Raw genomic sequence first — 16,113 nt, 5'->3', positions numbered from 1 at the left:
CACCCCCCTCTCCCGAAGAGGGCAGCGTTCCTCGCGGGAAACAGCGGTGATGCGGCCGGGTAACGTCGGCCCCGCACGCTCCTGGGTATGACCTCGAATACGCGTGTGGTGGTGATCGGCGCCGGCCCAACGGGCACCCGTCCCGCCCGGCCCGCCCGGCGGGCCGGCGAGTTCGCCGGCATCTCCGTGACGCCCGGGACGCCCGTGATGCCCGGGACGCCCGCGCCGCCCGTCCGCGACGAGGAGCACCGCCGGTCCGGCCGGGCGCCCCGCGCCGGGCTGCCGGCCGGCCGCCGCCACACCCCCGAGGTGACCGCCCGGACCGCCGGCCACGCGGACGGCACGGCGATCGCATACGACACGCCGGCCCCGGCCATCGGCTGCCACCCCCACCACCCCGTGCTCCCGCCGCCGCGCCGCCCGTTCCCCCCTCTGCGCCACCTGCTCACCAACGATGGAGGCTCCTGATGACCACCGCCCCCGGGGCCGCCCCCACGCTCGTGCTCGTCGGTCACGGCATGGTCGGCCAGCGCTTCCTCGAGGCCCTCGCCGAGCGCGGTCTGACCGCCACGCACCGCGTGGTCGTGCTGTGCGAGGAGCCACGTCCCGCGTACGACCGCGTCGCCCTCACCTCGTACTTCTCGGGCAAGACCCCCGACGACCTCTCCATGACCGACATGGAGTTCATCGACGCGCACGGCATCGAGCTGTACGTGGGCGACCCGGCGGAGACGATCGACCGCGCGGCGCGGACGGTGACGGCCAGGTCCGGCAAGGTCTTCGCGTACGACACGCTCGTGCTCGCCACCGGTTCGTACCCGTTCGTGCCGCCGGTCCCCAACAAGGACGCGACCGGTTGCTTCGTCTACCGCACGATCGAGGACCTGCTCGCGATCGAGGAGTACGCGAGGACGGCATCGACCGGTGCCGTGGTCGGCGGCGGACTGCTCGGCCTGGAGGCGGCCGGCGCCCTGAAGGGGCTCGGACTCACCTCCCACATCGTGGAGTTCGCGCCGCGGCTGATGCCGGTGCAGGTGGACGAGGGCGGTGGCGCGGCCCTGCTGCGCACCATCGAGGAGATGGGCCTGACGGTCCACACGGGCGTCGGCACGCAGGAGATCACGGTCGGCTCCGACGGCGCCGTGACGGGCATGAAGCTGTCCGACGGATCCGAACTCGCCACCGACCTGGTGGTGTTCAGCGCCGGTGTCCGGCCGCGGGACCAGCTCGCCCGGGACTGCGGTCTGACGGTCGGCGAGCGCGGGGGCATCACCGTCGACGAGCAGTGCCGTACGGTCGCCGACCCGCACGTGTTCGCGATCGGCGAGTGCGCGCTGGCGGCGGACGGCCGGGTGTACGGGCTGGTCGCGCCGGGTTACGAGCAGGCCGAGACGGCCGCGGCGGCCATCGCCGCCGACGAGGCCGAGCAGCTGACGTTCACCGGGGCCGACCTGTCCACCAAGCTGAAGCTGCTCGGCGTGGACGTGGCCTCCTTCGGGGACGCGCACGGCACGACCGAGGACTGCCTGGACGTCGTCTACTCCGACTCCCGTTCGGGCCTGTACAAGAAGCTGGTCATCGGCCGGGACGGCACCCTGCTCGGCGGCATCCTGGTCGGCGACGCCGACGCGTACGGCACCCTGAAGGCCTTCACCGGTTCGGTGCCGCCGGTCGCCCCCGAGTCGCTGGTGCTGCCGGCCGGCGCGAGCGGCGGCGCGCAGCTCGGCCCGTCCGCGCTGCCCGACGAGGCGGTCATCTGCTCCTGCCACAACGTCAGCAAGGGCACGATCCGCGGCGCGGTGACCGAGCACTCCTGCACCACCGTGCCGGAGGTGAAGAAGTGCACCAAGGCCGGTACCGGCTGCGGCAGTTGCCTCAAGGTGCTCGGGCAGCTGGTCACGGCGGAGCTGGAGGCGTCCGGCGTCGAGGTCGACAAGGGCCTGTGCGGCTGCTTCGGGCAGACCCGCGAGGAGCTGTACGAGATCGTCCTCGCGCTGCGCATCAGCACCTACCGGGACCTGCTCGACCGGTACGGCCGGGAGGGCGCCCGGGGCGGCGACGGCTGCGAGGTCTGCAAGCCGGCGGTGGCGTCGATCATCGCGTCCCTCGCCCCGACGATCGGCGCGAGCGGTTACGTCCTGGACGGCGAGCAGGCGGCGCTCCAGGACAGCAACGACCACTTCCTCGCCAACCTGCAGAAGAACGGCTCGTACTCGGTCGTCCCGCGCATCCCCGGCGGCGAGATCACCCCCGAGGGGCTGATCATGATCGGCGAGATCGCCCGCGACTTCGGGCTCTACACGAAGATCACCGGCGGCCAGCGCATCGACATGTTCGGCGCGCGGGTCGAGCAGCTCCCGCTGATCTGGATGCGGCTGGTGGACGCCGGCTTCGAGTCGGGCCACGCGTACGGAAAGGCCCTGCGGACCGTCAAGTCCTGTGTGGGGTCCACCTGGTGCCGTTACGGCGTCCAGGACTCGGTCCGGATGGCGATCGACCTGGAGCTGCGCTACCGGGGGCTCAGGTCGCCGCACAAGCTCAAGTCGGCGGTGTCGGGGTGCGCCCGCGAGTGCGCCGAGGCCCAGTCGAAGGACTTCGGCGTGATCGCCACCGCGGCCGGCTGGAACCTGTACGTCGGCGGCAACGGCGGCGCCACCCCGCGCCACGCGGACCTGCTCGCCCAGGACCTCTCCGACGCCGAACTGATCCGGCTGATCGACCGTTTCCTGATGTTCTACATCCGTACGGCCGACCGCCTGGAGCGCACGTCGACCTGGCTGGAGCGGATCCCGGGGGGCCTGGACCACGTCCGAGACGTGGTGGTCGAGGACTCCCTCGGTATCTGCGAGGAGCTGGAGTCGCTGATGGCGGCGCACGTCGCCCATTACGCGGACGAGTGGGCGTCGACCATCAACGACCCCGAGAAGCTCGCCCGGTTCGTGTCCTTCGTCAACGCCCCGGACACCCCCGACCCGGTCGTCGGCTTCGTGCCCGAGCGCGACCAGATGAAGCCCGACCTGCCGCTGCTGTCCATCGGCCTGCGCCGCGCGGACGACACGGCGGACGTCCTGGAAGGAAGCACCCAGCGATGACCCTGGCACCCGAGACCACCGACCTGAAGGTCCAGCTCCAGCTGGCGGACAGCTGGTTCACGGTCTGTGACCTGAGCCTGCTGACCCCCGGCCGGGGCGTGGCCGTCCTCCTTGCGGACGGCCGCCAGGTCGCCGTCTTCCGTGACCGCTCCGACCGCCTCTACGCCATCGACAACCGTGACCCGTTCGGTGGCGCGGCGGTCCTCTCCCGCGGCCTGACCGGCACCCACCAGGGCCGCCCCTTCGTGGCCTCCCCGCTGCTGAAGCAGCGCTTCGACCTGGAGACCGGCGTGTGCCTGGACGACGAGACGGTACGGGTGGCGGCCTACGAGGTACGAGCGGCCTGAGCCTGCCTCCCGTCGCGTGGGGTGCCGGGGTGATCGGCGCACCCGTCGGCGAGGTGACGCACGGCGGTGCGGCGGTGATCGTCCCCGTCCGCCAGGGGACCGGGCCCACCGCCCGCGCCGACCGGCTGGTCACGTCCCTGGTCGTCCGGGCGCGGTTCATGTCGTCACCGGCGGCCGCCGAACTCCCACTCGTACACCTCGACGTCCGCGTACCGCACCGGCCCCAGCACACCCGCCGCCCGCTCCCGGTCCGGGGCCCGCACCAGGGCCGCCGTGCCGACCCAGGTGGCGCCGTCGTCGGACAGCAGCGGGCCGAAGGCGATCAGGTCGTCGTGGTCGGTGCCGGGCGGAAGGCCGGGGCAGGTGACGGCACCGTCGGCGGCGGCGTGCAGCGGCACTGGGACTGGCACTGGCACTGGCACCGGCACCGGCACCGGCACCGGCACCGGCACCGGCCCCAGGCCGAGCACCAGGTACCGGTTGCCGCCGGTGCGGCCGCCGGGGAACTCCCACATGGTGCGCCCCAGCAGGTTGCGCCACCGCCGCAGCAGCACGTCCCGGTACACGCCGGCCTGGTAGTTGGGCTCGTCGAAGGCGAACGCGCGGGCGGCGGCGGGGCCGGGCAGGTCGACGATGTGCACGCTCCCGGCCGGCACCTCACCGCCCGCGTCGAACGTCGGCCCCCGAGCGATCAGCTCGGCCGCGAAGCGGTCCATGTAGGCCCAGTGGTCCTCCACCGACTCCGCGCGCAACGCCGCGGAGCCGGCACGGTCACGGTGGTAACAGAAGAACTCCATGCGCACGGAGCCTTCCGCAGGACGCCACAGCGCATCAACACGGTTTCCGCGGCGGCCGGCCGCGAGCACGCACGCCCGCGGGCCCGTCCTACGGGCGCAGCGCCACCGCGACCGCCACGCGCAGCCTGGCCACGAACTCCGGGCGGTCGGTGACCCGGTGCTTCCAGCCCTCGCCGGCCGCCCGCAGGACCTCGGCGATCTGCTGGGGGGTGACACTGCCGGGCAGGGGCGGGCCGGAGTCGGTGATCGCTTTCGCCAGCGCGTCGAGGAAAGCGCCGCGGTGGTCGTCGTACATGTCGTGGAGCTGCGCGCTCCCGTGCTCCAGCAGGTCGTCGACGCCCTTGCCGAGGTGCGTGCCGACGTACCGGCCGAGGTTCGCGTCGAGCGCGGCCACCAGGCGCGCGCCGAGGTCCGCGCCGGGTGCGGCCAGCGCCGTACGGACGTCCGCCAGCGCCCGGTCCAGCTCCTGCCGCACGGTCTCGCGGAACATCTCCTCCTTGCCGGAGAAGAGGAAGTACAGGCCGGGGCGGGAGATGTCGGCGGCGCGGGCCACCGCGTCCATCGACGTCTTGCGATAGCCGAACGTGGCGAAAACGGTGAGCGCCGCCGCGAGCACCTGCTCGCGGCGCCGGGTGTCCCCTCGGGTCGCGGCCATGTGCCGACCATACCGACTGGGCGCACTGAACATGTTCTGCTGATTCTGTATCGCTGGTTCTGCTCGGCGGCCGGGGGTCTCGCCGTGCCGGTCAGGCGACGCGGCGCAGGGTCTCGGGGGTCAGGTCGGCGAGGGCCGGGTAGCCGTCGACGGCCATGATCAGGTCGGCCTCGGCGAGCAGCGCCCGCAGGACGTGGACGAGGCCGGGCTCACCGCCGTAGGCGAGACCGTAGGCGTACGGGCGGCCGACGCCCACGGCCGTCGCACCCAGCGCGACCGCCTTGACGATGTCGGCGCCCGTGCGGACGCCGGAGTCGAACAGGACGGGCAGGCCGTCGGCGGCCTCGACCACCCCCGGCAGCGCGTCGAGGGCGGGCAGGCCGCCGTTGGCCTGCCGGCCGCCGTGGTTGGAGCAGTAGATCCCGTCCACGCCGGCGTCCTTGGCGCGGCGGACGTCCTCGGGGTGGCAGATGCCCTTGAGGATCAGCGGCAGATCGGTGATCGACCGCAGCCAGGGCAGGTCGTTCCAGGTGAGCGGGTTGCCGAAGATCCCCGCCCAGAGCGCGACGGCGGCCTGCGGGTCGTCCTCGGGGTTCTTGCCGAGGCGGGCCCGGAAGACGGGGTCGCTGGTGTAGTTGGCCAGGCAGTGCCCACGCAGTTGCGGGAAGTTGCTGGTGCTCAGGTCGCGGGGCCGCCAGCCGGTGATCCAGGTGTCCAGGGTGACCACGATCCCCTTGAACCCGGCCTGCTCGGCCCGGTGCACCAGGCTCTCGGCCAGCTCCCGGTCGGTGGGGGTGTAGAGCTGGAAGAACGCCGGGGTGGAGCCGGACTCGCCGGCCACCTGCTCCAGCGGGTCGACGGTCAGCGTCGAGGCGACCATCGGTACCCCGGTACGGGCGGCGGCGCGGGCGACGGCGAGGTCACCGTGGCCGTCCTGCGCGCACAGCCCGATCACCCCGACCGGCGCCATGAACAGCGGCGAGGGCAGCCGTATCCCGAACAGGTCGACGGACAGGTCCCGCTCCACGGCCCCCACCAGCATGCGCGGCACCAGCCCCCAGCGCTCGAACGCGCTGACATTGGCCCGCTGCGTCCGCTCGTCACCGGCGCCGCCCGCGACGTACGAGCGCACCGACGGGGGCAGCGCGGCCTGGGCCAACGGCTCCAGGTCGGCGTACGACATCGGGAACGGCGGCACCACTCCGCGCAGCCCGTCGAGGTAGATCTCGTTCTGGTAGTCGGCGAACGCCATGATCCGGCCCTTCTTCACGTCGGAGCCCCGCGGGGTGCGGGCCCTGCTGATCCACAAGGGGAGAATGGCGCACAACGGCTTCGAAGCGCAGGATTCCGGCTCGGACGACGCGGAACGCGGGATGCCGCCACCGTTGCGGGCCTGCCGGGCGAGGACGGGCGGCGCTGACCGACGCGCCGCAGCCGAGCCCGCACGGCACCTGGAGCGGCCCTGTGGCCCTGTGGCCCTGTGGCCTTGTGGCCTTGTGGCCTTGTGACGGGGGATCGGCTCCTGTCACCGGGCTGTCGTACAGTGCGCCGTGGTGGGGACGCGACGGCCGTTCGAGGGGGAGCCTGCCATGGGTGCGCTTCAGAAGGACCGGCCCGGAGCGGTGCCGATGAGTCCCGAGCAGATGATCGCGGAGGCGCGGAAGGCGTTCTTCGTGATGTTCGGTCTGCTCGCGGTCGTCTGGCTGGTGCAGCTGGCCAACTACTCCGACCACTACGCCCTCTCCCGGCACTACGCGGTGGTCTCCGGCGACGTCGGCACCCTGCCCGACATCCTGGTGGCGCCGCTGCTGCACTGGAGCTGGGCGCACATCGAGAGCAACTCCGGCCCGCTGTTCGTCTTCGGCTTCCTCGCCGCCTACCGGGGCGTGGCGCGGTTCCTCGGACTGACCCTGCTGATCGCGCTGAGCAGCGGCCTGGTCGTCTGGTTCTTCGAGCACGGCGACGTGGCGACGGTCGGCGCCAGCGGCCTGATCTTCGGATACTTCGGTTACGTCGTCGTACGGGGCCTCTTCGACCGGCACCTGATCGACACGCTGATCGGGCTCGTCATGGGCGCGTCCTTCGCCTACCTCCTGACCGTGGCCGTCCCCGGCACCCCGGGCGTGAGCTGGCTCGGTCACCTCGGCGGGCTGCTGGGGGGCCTGGTCGGAGCATGGCTCTTCCGCGACCGCCGCGCGCCGCGGGCGGCCGCCGGCGGCATCGCCCCGCGCCCCGCCCCGCGCCCCGCCACCGGCGGCACCGCGCAGCCGGGTCCCGGCTCGCCGCGCGCCGACCTGTACAAGGAACTGGACGACCTCGGCCTTCTCTGACCGGCCGGGTGTGCGCCCAGGTTCACGGCCGGGCGGCGACGGGCCGGTGCCGGGACGGCGCCGGGGTTCGCCGGAACGGCCGTGAACAGGGCTGAACGGCTGAACGGCTGAACGGACTACGCGGCCGCGGACGTGCCCGGGTCGGGCTCCGATGCGTCCCCGGACCAGACGAACTCGTCTTCCCCGAAGTCCGGGGCGTGGAAGGGCTGTGTCGTCGGAGGCGGCGACACCGCGGTGGAACGGCGGGGTTGCCCTTCCAGGGCGGAGAACAGCGAGGTGGCGTCGATGAGAGGTCTGCCTTTCGTTACAGGTCCCCAGGCACAACGATCCTAGAGCTTGGTCATCTTGGCGTACGGGCTCAGGATCCGCATCTGCGCCGAGCCGAAATCCACGAGGGCGGCGATTCCGTCCTCGACGCCGATGACCCGGCCAAGGCCGTACACGTCATGTGTGACCTGGTCCCCCATCGCGAAGTGCTTGGGAGCCGGTGTGACCGGGGCCTTGAAGGGGCTGGTGGGCAGATGACGCTTCGGTGCCGCGGGCTTAGTCATGACTCAGTATGAGCCCACGTTGCGCCCCGTCCGCTGTGGCCGTCGGCACAGATCCACCGGAAAATCCCGGCATCACACCCCTGACCTGCTGTTTCAGTCCTCGATGAAGCCCGGCAAATACTTGCAGCGCGGCACACGAAGGGGCGGCACCCCCGCACATGGGGTGCCGCCCCTCCTCTTGCGTGCCGGGTCCGCCGTCCATCGGTCTTGAGGGTCGGGGACGGACGGCGGACCCGGGGTTCACGGGACCCCGACGGGCTCAGCGGTGGTCGCTGCCCGCCGACTGGGTGGCCGCGCGGCCCGCCTCCAGGCGGGCCACCGGGATGCGGAACGGGCTGCAGGAGACGTAGTCCAGGCCTACCTCGTGGAAGAAGTGGACCGACTCCGGGTCGCCGCCGTGTTCGCCGCAGACGCCCAGTTTCAGGTCCGGGCGGGTGGCGCGGCCGGCCTTCGCCGCGGCCGCCACCAGGGAGCCGACGCCGTCCCGGTCGATCGTCTCGAAGGGGGAGACTCCGAAGATGCCCTTCTCCAGGTAGGCGGTGAAGAAGGAGGCCTCGACGTCGTCGCGGGAGAAGCCCCAGACCGTCTGGGTCAGGTCGTTCGTGCCGAAGGAGAAGAACTCCGCCGCTTCCGCGATCTGGGCCGCCGTCAGGGCCGCCCGCGGGAGTTCGATCATGGTGCCGATCGACAGCTTCAGGTTGGTGCCCGTCGCCGCCTCCACCTCCGCGATGACCTGGTCGGCCTCCTCGCGGACGATCTCCAGCTCCTGGACCGTGCCGACCAGCGGGATCATGATCTCGGCGCGCGGGTCGCCCTTGGCGTTCTTGCGTTCGGCGGCGGCCTCGGCGATGGCCCGGACCTGCATCGTGAACAGGCCGGGGATGACCAGGCCAAGGCGTACGCCGCGCAGGCCGAGCATCGGGTTCTGCTCGTGCAGGCGGTGGACCGCCTGGAGGAGGCGCAGTTCGTTCTCGTGGGGTTCCTGGCGGGACTCGGCGAGGGCCACGCGGACCGAGAGTTCCGTGATGTCCGGGAGGAACTCGTGCAGCGGCGGGTCGAGGAGGCGGACGGTGACCGGGAGGCCGTCCATCGCCGAGAAGAGCTCGACGAAGTCCTGCTTCTGCAGGGGGAGAAGAGCGCTGAGGGCCTCCTCGCGGTCCTCCTCGGTGTCCGCCAGGATCAGACGTTCCACCAGTTCGCGGCGGTCGCCGAGGAACATGTGCTCCGTGCGGCACAGGCCGATGCCCTGGGCGCCGAAGCGGCGGGCCCGCAGGGCGTCCTCGGCGTTGTCGGCGTTGGCGCGCACGCGCAGCCGGCGCTTGCGGTCCGCGAAGGCCATGATGCGGTGGACGGCCTCGACCAGTTCGTCGGCGTCCTGGGCGCCCGCGTGCATCCGGCCCTCGAAGTACTCGACGACCGGGGAGGGTACGACCGGTACCTCACCCAGGTAGACCTTGCCGGACGAGCCGTCGATGGAGATCACGTCGCCCTCTTCGACCACGTGACCGCCGGGGACGGTCATCCGCCGGCGCTTGGTGTCGACCTCCAGGTCCTCCGCGCCGCACACGCAGGTCTTGCCCATGCCGCGCGCGACCACGGCCGCGTGGGAGGTCTTGCCGCCCCGCGAGGTCAGGATGCCCTCGGCGGCGATCATGCCGTCGAGGTCGTCGGGGTTGGTCTCGCGGCGGACCAGGATGACCTTCTCGCCCGAGCGGGACCACTTCACCGCCGTGTACGAGTCGAAGACCGCCTTGCCCACCGCCGCGCCCGGCGAGGCCGCGATGCCACGGCCGACCTGCTGGGCCTTGGCCTGCTCGTCGAAGCGGGGGAACATCAGCTGGGCGAGCTGGGCGCCCGTCACCCGCTGGAGGGCCTCGGTCTCGTCGATCAGGCCCTGGTCCACCAGCTGGGTCGCGATCCGGAAGGCCGCGCCCGCCGTGCGCTTGCCGACCCGGGTCTGGAGCATCCACAGCTGACCGCGCTCGATCGTGAACTCGATGTCGCAGAGGTCCTTGTAGTGGTTCTCCAGCGTCTCCATGATCTGCATCAGCTGGTCGTACGACTTCTTGTCGATGTTCTCCAGCTCGGCCAGCGGGACCGTGTTGCGGATGCCCGCGACCACGTCCTCGCCCTGGGCGTTCTGGAGGTAGTCGCCGTAGACGCCCTGGTGGCCGGAGGCGGGGTCGCGGGTGAAGGCGACGCCCGTGCCGGAGTCGGGGCCGAGGTTGCCGAAGACCATGGAGCAGACGTTGACGGCGGTGCCGAGGTCGCCGGGGATGCGCTCCTGGCGGCGGTAGAGCTTGGCCCGGTCGGTGTTCCAGGACTCGAAGACCGCCTTGATCGCGAGGTCCATCTGCTCGCGCGGGTCCTGCGGGAAGTCCCGGCCGGCCTCGGTCTTGACGATCCTCTTGAACTTGGTGACGAGCTTCTTGAGGTCGGCGGCCTCCAGGTCGGTGTCGACGGTGACCTGCTTGGCCTCCTTCGCCGCGTCCAGGGCCTCCTCGAAGAGCTCGCCGTCGACGCCGAGGACCGTCTTGCCGAACATCTGGATGAGGCGGCGGTAGGAGTCCCAGGCGAAGCGGTCGTCGCCGGCCTGCTTGGCGAGGCCCTGCACGGACTTGTCGGAGAGGCCGATGTTCAGGACCGTGTCCATCATGCCGGGCATGGAGAACTTGGCGCCGGAGCGGACCGAGACCAGGAGCGGGTTGTCGGCCTGGCCGAGCTTCTTGCCCATCCGCTCTTCGAGGGCGTCGAGGTGCGCACTCACCTCGTCACGCAGTGCCGTCGGCTCCTCGCCGCTGCCGAGGTAGACCTTGCAGGCTTCTGTCGTGATCGTGAAGCCGGGGGGAACGGGAAGCCCCAGGTTGGTCATCTCGGCGAGGTTCGCACCCTTGCCGCCCAGGAGGTCCTTGAGGTCCTTGTTTCCCTCGGTGAAGTCGTAAACGAACTTCACCGCGTGGGGTTCTTTGTTTTCCGACACGGGTCTCGACTCCCTGGAAGACTCGGTGGCTGCCCTGACGGCCAGGAACATACCCAGATCAAAGGCTCCTGGGTATGTCTACTTGCGTGTCATGCGCTCGTAACCAGTCGTCCGCCACCGGATCGAAAGTCAAAGCTTGGCAAGCGAAGACCGGCCGATGTTTTCATTTCTTGAACACAAGACCGCTCAGCACCGCACCTTTCCGCTCAGGTGAGCGGACATCCCGCACGTCTGATTTCGATCGATGAACGATCAAAGGGTGGCACCCAGTGCCACCCTTTGGAGAAGTGCAGTCGCCCATGATCCGCTCATCTGAGCGCTACCCTTATCAAGGGTGGCGAGAATCACGCTGTCACAGACCGCCCGAGTTCACCATCCGGACGGGGCCGCGGACACCAGAACACGCTCGAAACGCGCCGGTCACACGCCCAGCGCCAGCAACCGCTCCTCCACCCGCTCCGGCGCGTACAGGTGCTCCACGACCAGCGCCCCGGCCCCGATCAGCCCGGCCCGCTCCCCCAGCTTCGAGGTCACGACGTCCAGATGAGCGGTGGAGCGGGGCAGCGCCCGCTGGTAGAGCAGTTCGCGCACGCCGGTGAGGAACGGGGTGCCCGCCAGGTCGCCCGCGATCATCAGGACGCCCGGGTTGAGCAGGGTCACGACCGTCGCCAGCACGTCCCCGACCATGCGGCCGGCCTCCCGCGCCAGGGCGGCCGCCTCCGGGTGGCCCGAGGCGAGCAGGTCGCGCACGTCCGAGCCGGAGGCCGCGGGCACCCCGGCCGCCGCCAGCCGCCGGGCCACGGCACCGCCGCTGGCCACCGCGGCGAGGCAGCCGTACGAACCGCAGCGGCACTGCGCCTCGGCGCCCACCCGGATGTGGCCGATGTCCCCGGCGCCGCCGTCGACGCCCCGGTAGATCGAGCCGTCCACCACGACCCCGGCGCCGATACCCGTCGAGACCTTCACGAGGACGAACGCCGAGCAGTCCGGGTAGCCGGTGCGCTGCTCCCCGTACGCCAGCAGGTTCGCGTCGTTGTCCACCAGGACCGGAACGGGCGAGGCGCCCGTGTGCTCGGTGAACGCCCCGGCCAGGCGGCCCCGTATGTCGTAGCCGTCCCAGCCCGGCATGATCGGCGGCTGGACCACCCGGCCGCTCTCCATGTCGACCGGCCCCGGCACCGCGAGGCCGATCCCGCACACCTCCGCGGCGGGGTGGCCGGCCTTCTCCAGCAGTTCGGCGAACCAGCGGCCGAGTTCGCCGAGCACGGCGTCCGGGCCGTCCTGGATGACCAGGGTGCCGGAGTGCTCGGCGAGGATCTCGCCGGTGAGCGAGAGCACGGCGGCGCGGGCGTGGCGGGTCTCCAGGTCGGCGGCGAGGACGACCGCGTGCGAGTCGTCGAATTCGAGGGTGATGGAGGGGCGTCCGCCCAGCGGGGAGTCGACCGGGCCGCCGGCGCCCTCGCGCAGCCAGCCCGCGCGGAACAGGCGGTCCAGGCGGTGGCCGACGGTCGCGCGGGAGAGGCCGGTCGCCTGCTGGAGCGCGCCACGGGTCACGGCCCGTCCATTGCGCACCAGTTCGAGCAGATCGCCGGCGCTCGCCTGTCCGCCGCCCTTGCCGGTCCTGCCGGGACGTCCGGTCATGCGCACCCCCTTGTGTTTCTCAAGCTTGCATTACATATTGAGTTTTGCGTGTTAAATAGACGTAACCCTACGGTAGCCACTGCCAAACCCGGTCGGCCGGACGTCTTCGGGGAGTCCCGAGTGGATCGCACTGCCCAGCTCACCACCCATGCGCTCGGTCGCGGCATTGCATACGATCCGCCGCCCGCGCTCGCCGCCGACGGCGCGAGTGGCGGACGGTCGCTGCACGTCAGAGCCGCACAGGTGCTCGACGACAACTGGACCGGCAGCTCGACCGTGCCCTCCCGGAGCCTGTATCCGCACCAGTGGTCGTGGGACTCGGCCTTCATCGCGATCGGCCTCAGGCACCTGTCGCCGCTGCGCGCGCAGACGGAGCTGGAGACGCTGCTGGCCGCCCAGTGGGGGGACGGGCGGATCCCGCACATCGTGTTCAACCCCTCCGTGCCGCTCGACGCGTACTTCCCGAGCCCCGACTTCTGGCGCTCCTCGACCGCGGGGCGCGCTGCGGGCGCCCCGCGCACCGTACAGACCTCCGGGATCGTGCAGCCACCGGTGCACGCGCTGGCGGCCTGGCTGGTGCACCTCGCCGACCCGGGTCTGTCGCGTGCGCGGGGCTTCCTGCCCGGTGTCTACCCACGGCTCGCCGCCTGGCACCGCTATCTGCTGCACCGGCGTGACCTGGGCGGGGGCGGGCTGGCGTCCGTCGTCCACCCCTGGGAGCAGGGCATGGACAACAGCCCCTGCTGGGACGCCCCGCTGGCCCGGGTCGTCCCGGCCCCGGCGCGCTCCTTCCGCCGCGCCGACCTGGACCACGGCGCCGCCGAGGACCGGCCGACCGATCTCGACTACGGGCGGTACGTGCGGCTGGCGGCCGACTACCGCGACGCCGGATACGCGGACCAGGCGAGAGACTTCGCCGTCGAGGACCCCGCCTTCAACGCGCTGCTCATCGCCTCCGAGCACGCCCTCGCGCGGATCGCGCGGGAGCTGGGCGCGCCCGGCACGGCCCGGCACGCGCGGGCCCAGCGGCTGACGGCGGCGCTGGTGGAGCGGCTGTGGGATCCCGAGCGGGAGATGTTCCTCTGCCGGGACCTGCGGGCCGGCGCGGGCGGCGACGGCCGCAACGGCGGCAACGGCGGCAACGGCGGCGCGGACGGCAAGGGCGGCGGGCTGATCCCCGAGCGCGGCGTCTCCGGGCTGATCCCGCTGCTCCTGCCCACGCTGCCCCGGGAGATCGTCGCGGCGCTCGTGCGCACGCTGGACGGCCCGCACTTCGGCACCGGCACCCGGCTGGTGCCCAGTTACGACCTGCTCGGCGAGGCCTTCGACCCGCACCGCTACTGGCGCGGGCCCGCCTGGTCCAACACCGGCTGGCTGCTGGAGCGGGGGCTGCGCGAGCACGGCGAACGGGAGCGGGCGGACGCGCTCGGCGAGGCGGTCGTAAGGACGGCCGACGCGAGCGGGTTCGCCGAGTACGTCGACCCGTTCACCGGTGAGGCGTGCGGCGCGACCGGGTTCAGCTGGACGGCGGCGCTCGCGCTGGACCTGCACCACCAGCGGCACGCGCCGCACGCCGCGCCGTACGACGAACCACACAGTGATCGTCAAAACCTGGACAAGAGCTGACAAAACGGGGTGTCCTCGACGGGCACCGCACGTTCGACCAGAGGGACGAAGGAGGGGACCGGGGATGACGGACCGGCATCATCTGCTCGTGCACGGCACGACGTTCGCGGCCGTGGACGACCGCGGCGACATCAGCGGCGTGCGGGGCGGCGGTTCCCCGGACGGGTTATTCGTACGGGACGCCCGGCACCTCAGCCGCTGGCAGCTGACGGTCGACGGGGCGCTGCCCGAGGTGCTCACCCCGGTCGCCGACGGGGACGGCACGCACTGTGTCCTGGTCCCGCGCGGCGGCCGCCAGGAACCGCCCGCGCACACGCTCTTCCGTGAACAGGCCGTCGGCGACGGCTCGTTCGTGGAGTCCCTGCGGGTCACCAGCAACCGCCCGGTGCCGACCACGATCCGGCTCGCGATCACCGCCGACGCCGACTTCACCGACCAGTTCGAACTCCGGGCCGACCACCGCACCTACACCAAGCCCGGCGCCGTCCGCTCCCGCCAGGTCCTCGACGACGGGCTGGAGTTCGGCTACCGCCGGGGCGAGTGGCGGTCCTCCACGACGATCACCGCCGAACCGGCCCCCGACGGCGTGGAGGAGACCGGGACCGGCGCCCGCCGGATGGTCTGGACGCTGGAACTCCGGCCGCACGGCACGGCCGAACTGCTGGTACGGGTGATGGCACGCCCGCACGGCGACAAACGGGCGCTCCGGGTGCCCCGCGACCCGGCCGCGCTGAACGAGCAACTCCTCGCGCTGGAAGGGGAGTTCGTCCAGGGCGTGGCCTTCCCGACCGGTTGGCCGGAGCTGGCGGCGGCCTGCGCCCGCGGCCTCTGCGACCTCGCCACCCTCCAGGTGCCGGCCACCGGCCCGGACGGCGAGGAGCTCAGGGTTCCGGCCGCCGGGGCCCCTTGGTTCCTCACCCTGCTCGGCCGCGACGCCCTCCTCACCTCCCTGTTCGCCCTCCCCTACCGCCCGCGCCTGGCCGCCGCCACCCTCCCCGCCCTCGCCGCCACCCAGGCCACCGAGACCGGCGCGCACTCCGTGGCCCAGCCCGGGAAGATCGTCCACGAGGTACGGCACGGCGAGCTGGCCCACTTCGGGCAGGTGCCGTACGGGCGTTACTACGGCTCGGTCGACGCGACACCGCTGTTCCTGATACTGCTGGGCGCGTACGTGGAGCAGACCGGGGACCTGGACATGGCCCGGCGGCTCGAACGCAACGCGCGCGCTGCCGTCGGCTGGATGCTCGACCACGGCGGGCTCACCTCACGCGGCTATCTCGTCTACCGCGCGGACAAGGGCGGCCTCGCCAACCAGAACTGGAAGGACTCCCCCGGCGCGATCTGCTACGCCGACGGCAGCCGGCCGGTGGGGACCGTGATGGCTGCGGGGGCGCAGGGGTACGCGTACGACGCGCTGCGCCGGACCGCCTGGGTGGCGCGGACGGTGTGGGCCGACGAGACGTACGCGGCGCTCCTGGAGCAGGCCGCCGGTGATCTGCGGGACCGGTTCCAGCAGGACTTCTGGATGCGGGAGGCGTCCTTCCCCGCGCTGGCGCTGGACGGGGAGGGGCGCCAGGTCGACGCGCTCGCCTCGGACGCCGGGCATCTGCTGTGGTCCGGGCTGCTGGACAAGGAGTACGGGGAGGTGGTCGGGCGCCGGTTGCTGGAGCCGGACTTCTTCTCGGGGTGGGGGGTGCGGACGCTGGCCGCGGGGCAGGCGGCGTACCACCCGCTGTCGTACCACCGCGGTTCGGTGTGGCCGCACGACAACGCGCTGATCGCGCTGGGGCTGGCCCGCTACGGGCTGCACGACGAGGCGCGGGCCGTGGCGCACGGGCTGGTGGACGCGGCCACGGCGGGCGGGCACCGGTTGCCGGAGGTGCTGGCCGGGTACGGGAGGGACTCGCATCCGGAGCCGGTGCCGTATCCGCATGCGTGCGTGCGGGAGTCTCGGTCGGCGACGGCGCCGTTGGCGCTGCTGACCGCGGTGGGGGGTGCGCCGCAACGAGCACGGCGGCGAGGGCGTCGGCATCGTCATTCCCAAGGGCCCCGGGCTGGAGCAGTACCCGATCGAGCTCGACCCGCCGCGCGCGA

General features: G+C 72.1%; 11 protein-coding genes and 1 pseudogene. 6 read left to right on the top strand and 6 right to left on the bottom strand.

Annotated features, from left to right (window positions below; translation table 11 throughout):
- Window positions 1-87 precede the first annotated feature (87 nt).
- From AB0P24_RS06870 to nirD, 3 genes are read left to right on the top strand one after another with little or no spacing between them, the layout of a single operon-like run.
- Window positions 88-468: a hypothetical protein gene (locus AB0P24_RS06870; RefSeq protein ID WP_365791156.1), complete on the top strand. Its 381-nt coding sequence runs from the start codon at window positions 88-90 to the stop codon at window positions 466-468.
- Window positions 468-3,092, top strand: coding sequence for a nitrite reductase large subunit NirB (nirB, locus tag AB0P24_RS06865; protein WP_365791155.1), 2,625 nt, complete (start codon window positions 468-470; stop codon window positions 3,090-3,092). The genes AB0P24_RS06870 and nirB overlap by 1 nt, the downstream gene beginning before the upstream one ends.
- Window positions 3,089-3,439, top strand: coding sequence for a nitrite reductase small subunit NirD (gene nirD / locus AB0P24_RS06860; protein ID WP_365791154.1), 351 nt, complete (start codon window positions 3,089-3,091; stop codon window positions 3,437-3,439). The genes nirB and nirD overlap by 4 nt, the downstream gene beginning before the upstream one ends.
- A gap of 164 nt (window positions 3,440-3,603) precedes the next feature.
- On the opposite strand, the gene AB0P24_RS06855 is transcribed toward nirD, so the two are convergent.
- From AB0P24_RS06855 to AB0P24_RS06845, 3 genes are all read right to left on the bottom strand, one after another.
- Complete coding sequence (locus AB0P24_RS06855; RefSeq protein ID WP_365791153.1) at window positions 3,604-4,236, bottom strand: YciI family protein; 633 nt, start codon at window positions 4,234-4,236, stop codon at window positions 3,604-3,606.
- An 88-nt stretch (window positions 4,237-4,324) separates the two neighbouring features.
- Window positions 4,325-4,891, bottom strand: a complete 567-nt coding sequence (locus AB0P24_RS06850; RefSeq protein ID WP_365791152.1) for a TetR/AcrR family transcriptional regulator — start codon at window positions 4,889-4,891, stop codon at window positions 4,325-4,327.
- Window positions 4,892-4,982: 91 nt separating this feature from the next.
- The gene (locus tag AB0P24_RS06845; protein ID WP_365791342.1) at window positions 4,983-6,143 is read right to left on the bottom strand and encodes a lactate 2-monooxygenase; all 1,161 of its coding nucleotides are present in this window, start codon (window positions 6,141-6,143) and stop codon (window positions 4,983-4,985) included.
- Window positions 6,144-6,480: 337 nt separating this feature from the next.
- On the opposite strand from AB0P24_RS06845, the gene AB0P24_RS06840 reads away from it, so the two are divergent.
- Window positions 6,481-7,221, top strand: coding sequence for a rhomboid family intramembrane serine protease (locus AB0P24_RS06840; RefSeq protein ID WP_365791151.1), 741 nt, complete (start codon window positions 6,481-6,483; stop codon window positions 7,219-7,221).
- 329 nt (window positions 7,222-7,550) lie between these two features.
- Here the strand turns inward: AB0P24_RS06840 and AB0P24_RS06835 are convergent, their stop codons facing one another.
- The 3 genes from AB0P24_RS06835 to AB0P24_RS06825 all read right to left on the bottom strand — a co-directional run bounded on the left by AB0P24_RS06835 (window position 7,551) and on the right by AB0P24_RS06825 (window position 12,393).
- Entirely contained in the window at window positions 7,551-7,772 is a 222-nt protein-coding gene (locus AB0P24_RS06835) for a hypothetical protein (RefSeq protein ID WP_365791150.1), read from the bottom strand.
- 259 nt (window positions 7,773-8,031) lie between these two features.
- Window positions 8,032-10,752, bottom strand: a complete 2,721-nt coding sequence (gene ppdK / locus AB0P24_RS06830) for a pyruvate, phosphate dikinase (RefSeq protein WP_365791149.1) — start codon at window positions 10,750-10,752, stop codon at window positions 8,032-8,034.
- A gap of 420 nt (window positions 10,753-11,172) precedes the next feature.
- Entirely contained in the window at window positions 11,173-12,393 is a 1,221-nt protein-coding gene (locus tag AB0P24_RS06825; protein WP_365791148.1) for an ROK family protein, read from the bottom strand.
- A 120-nt stretch (window positions 12,394-12,513) separates the two neighbouring features.
- Here AB0P24_RS06825 and AB0P24_RS06820 point away from each other — a divergent pair, with 120 nt between their 5' ends.
- Together AB0P24_RS06820 and AB0P24_RS06815 are read left to right on the top strand one after the other, a co-directional pair.
- Complete coding sequence (locus AB0P24_RS06820) at window positions 12,514-14,019, top strand: hypothetical protein (RefSeq protein ID WP_365791147.1); 1,506 nt, start codon at window positions 12,514-12,516, stop codon at window positions 14,017-14,019.
- A gap of 64 nt (window positions 14,020-14,083) precedes the next feature.
- Window positions 14,084-16,018 (top strand): annotated as a pseudogene (locus AB0P24_RS06815) (glycogen debranching N-terminal domain-containing protein); the annotation flags it as partial.
- Window positions 16,019-16,113 lie beyond the last annotated feature (95 nt).

Origin of the sequence: Streptomyces sp. NPDC086519 (assembly GCF_040686075.1) — a bacterium.
In the GTDB taxonomy this organism is placed as follows: domain Bacteria; phylum Actinomycetota; class Actinomycetes; order Streptomycetales; family Streptomycetaceae; genus Streptomyces; species Streptomyces shenzhenensis.
This window is presented reverse-complemented; position numbering and strand designations above follow the sequence as displayed.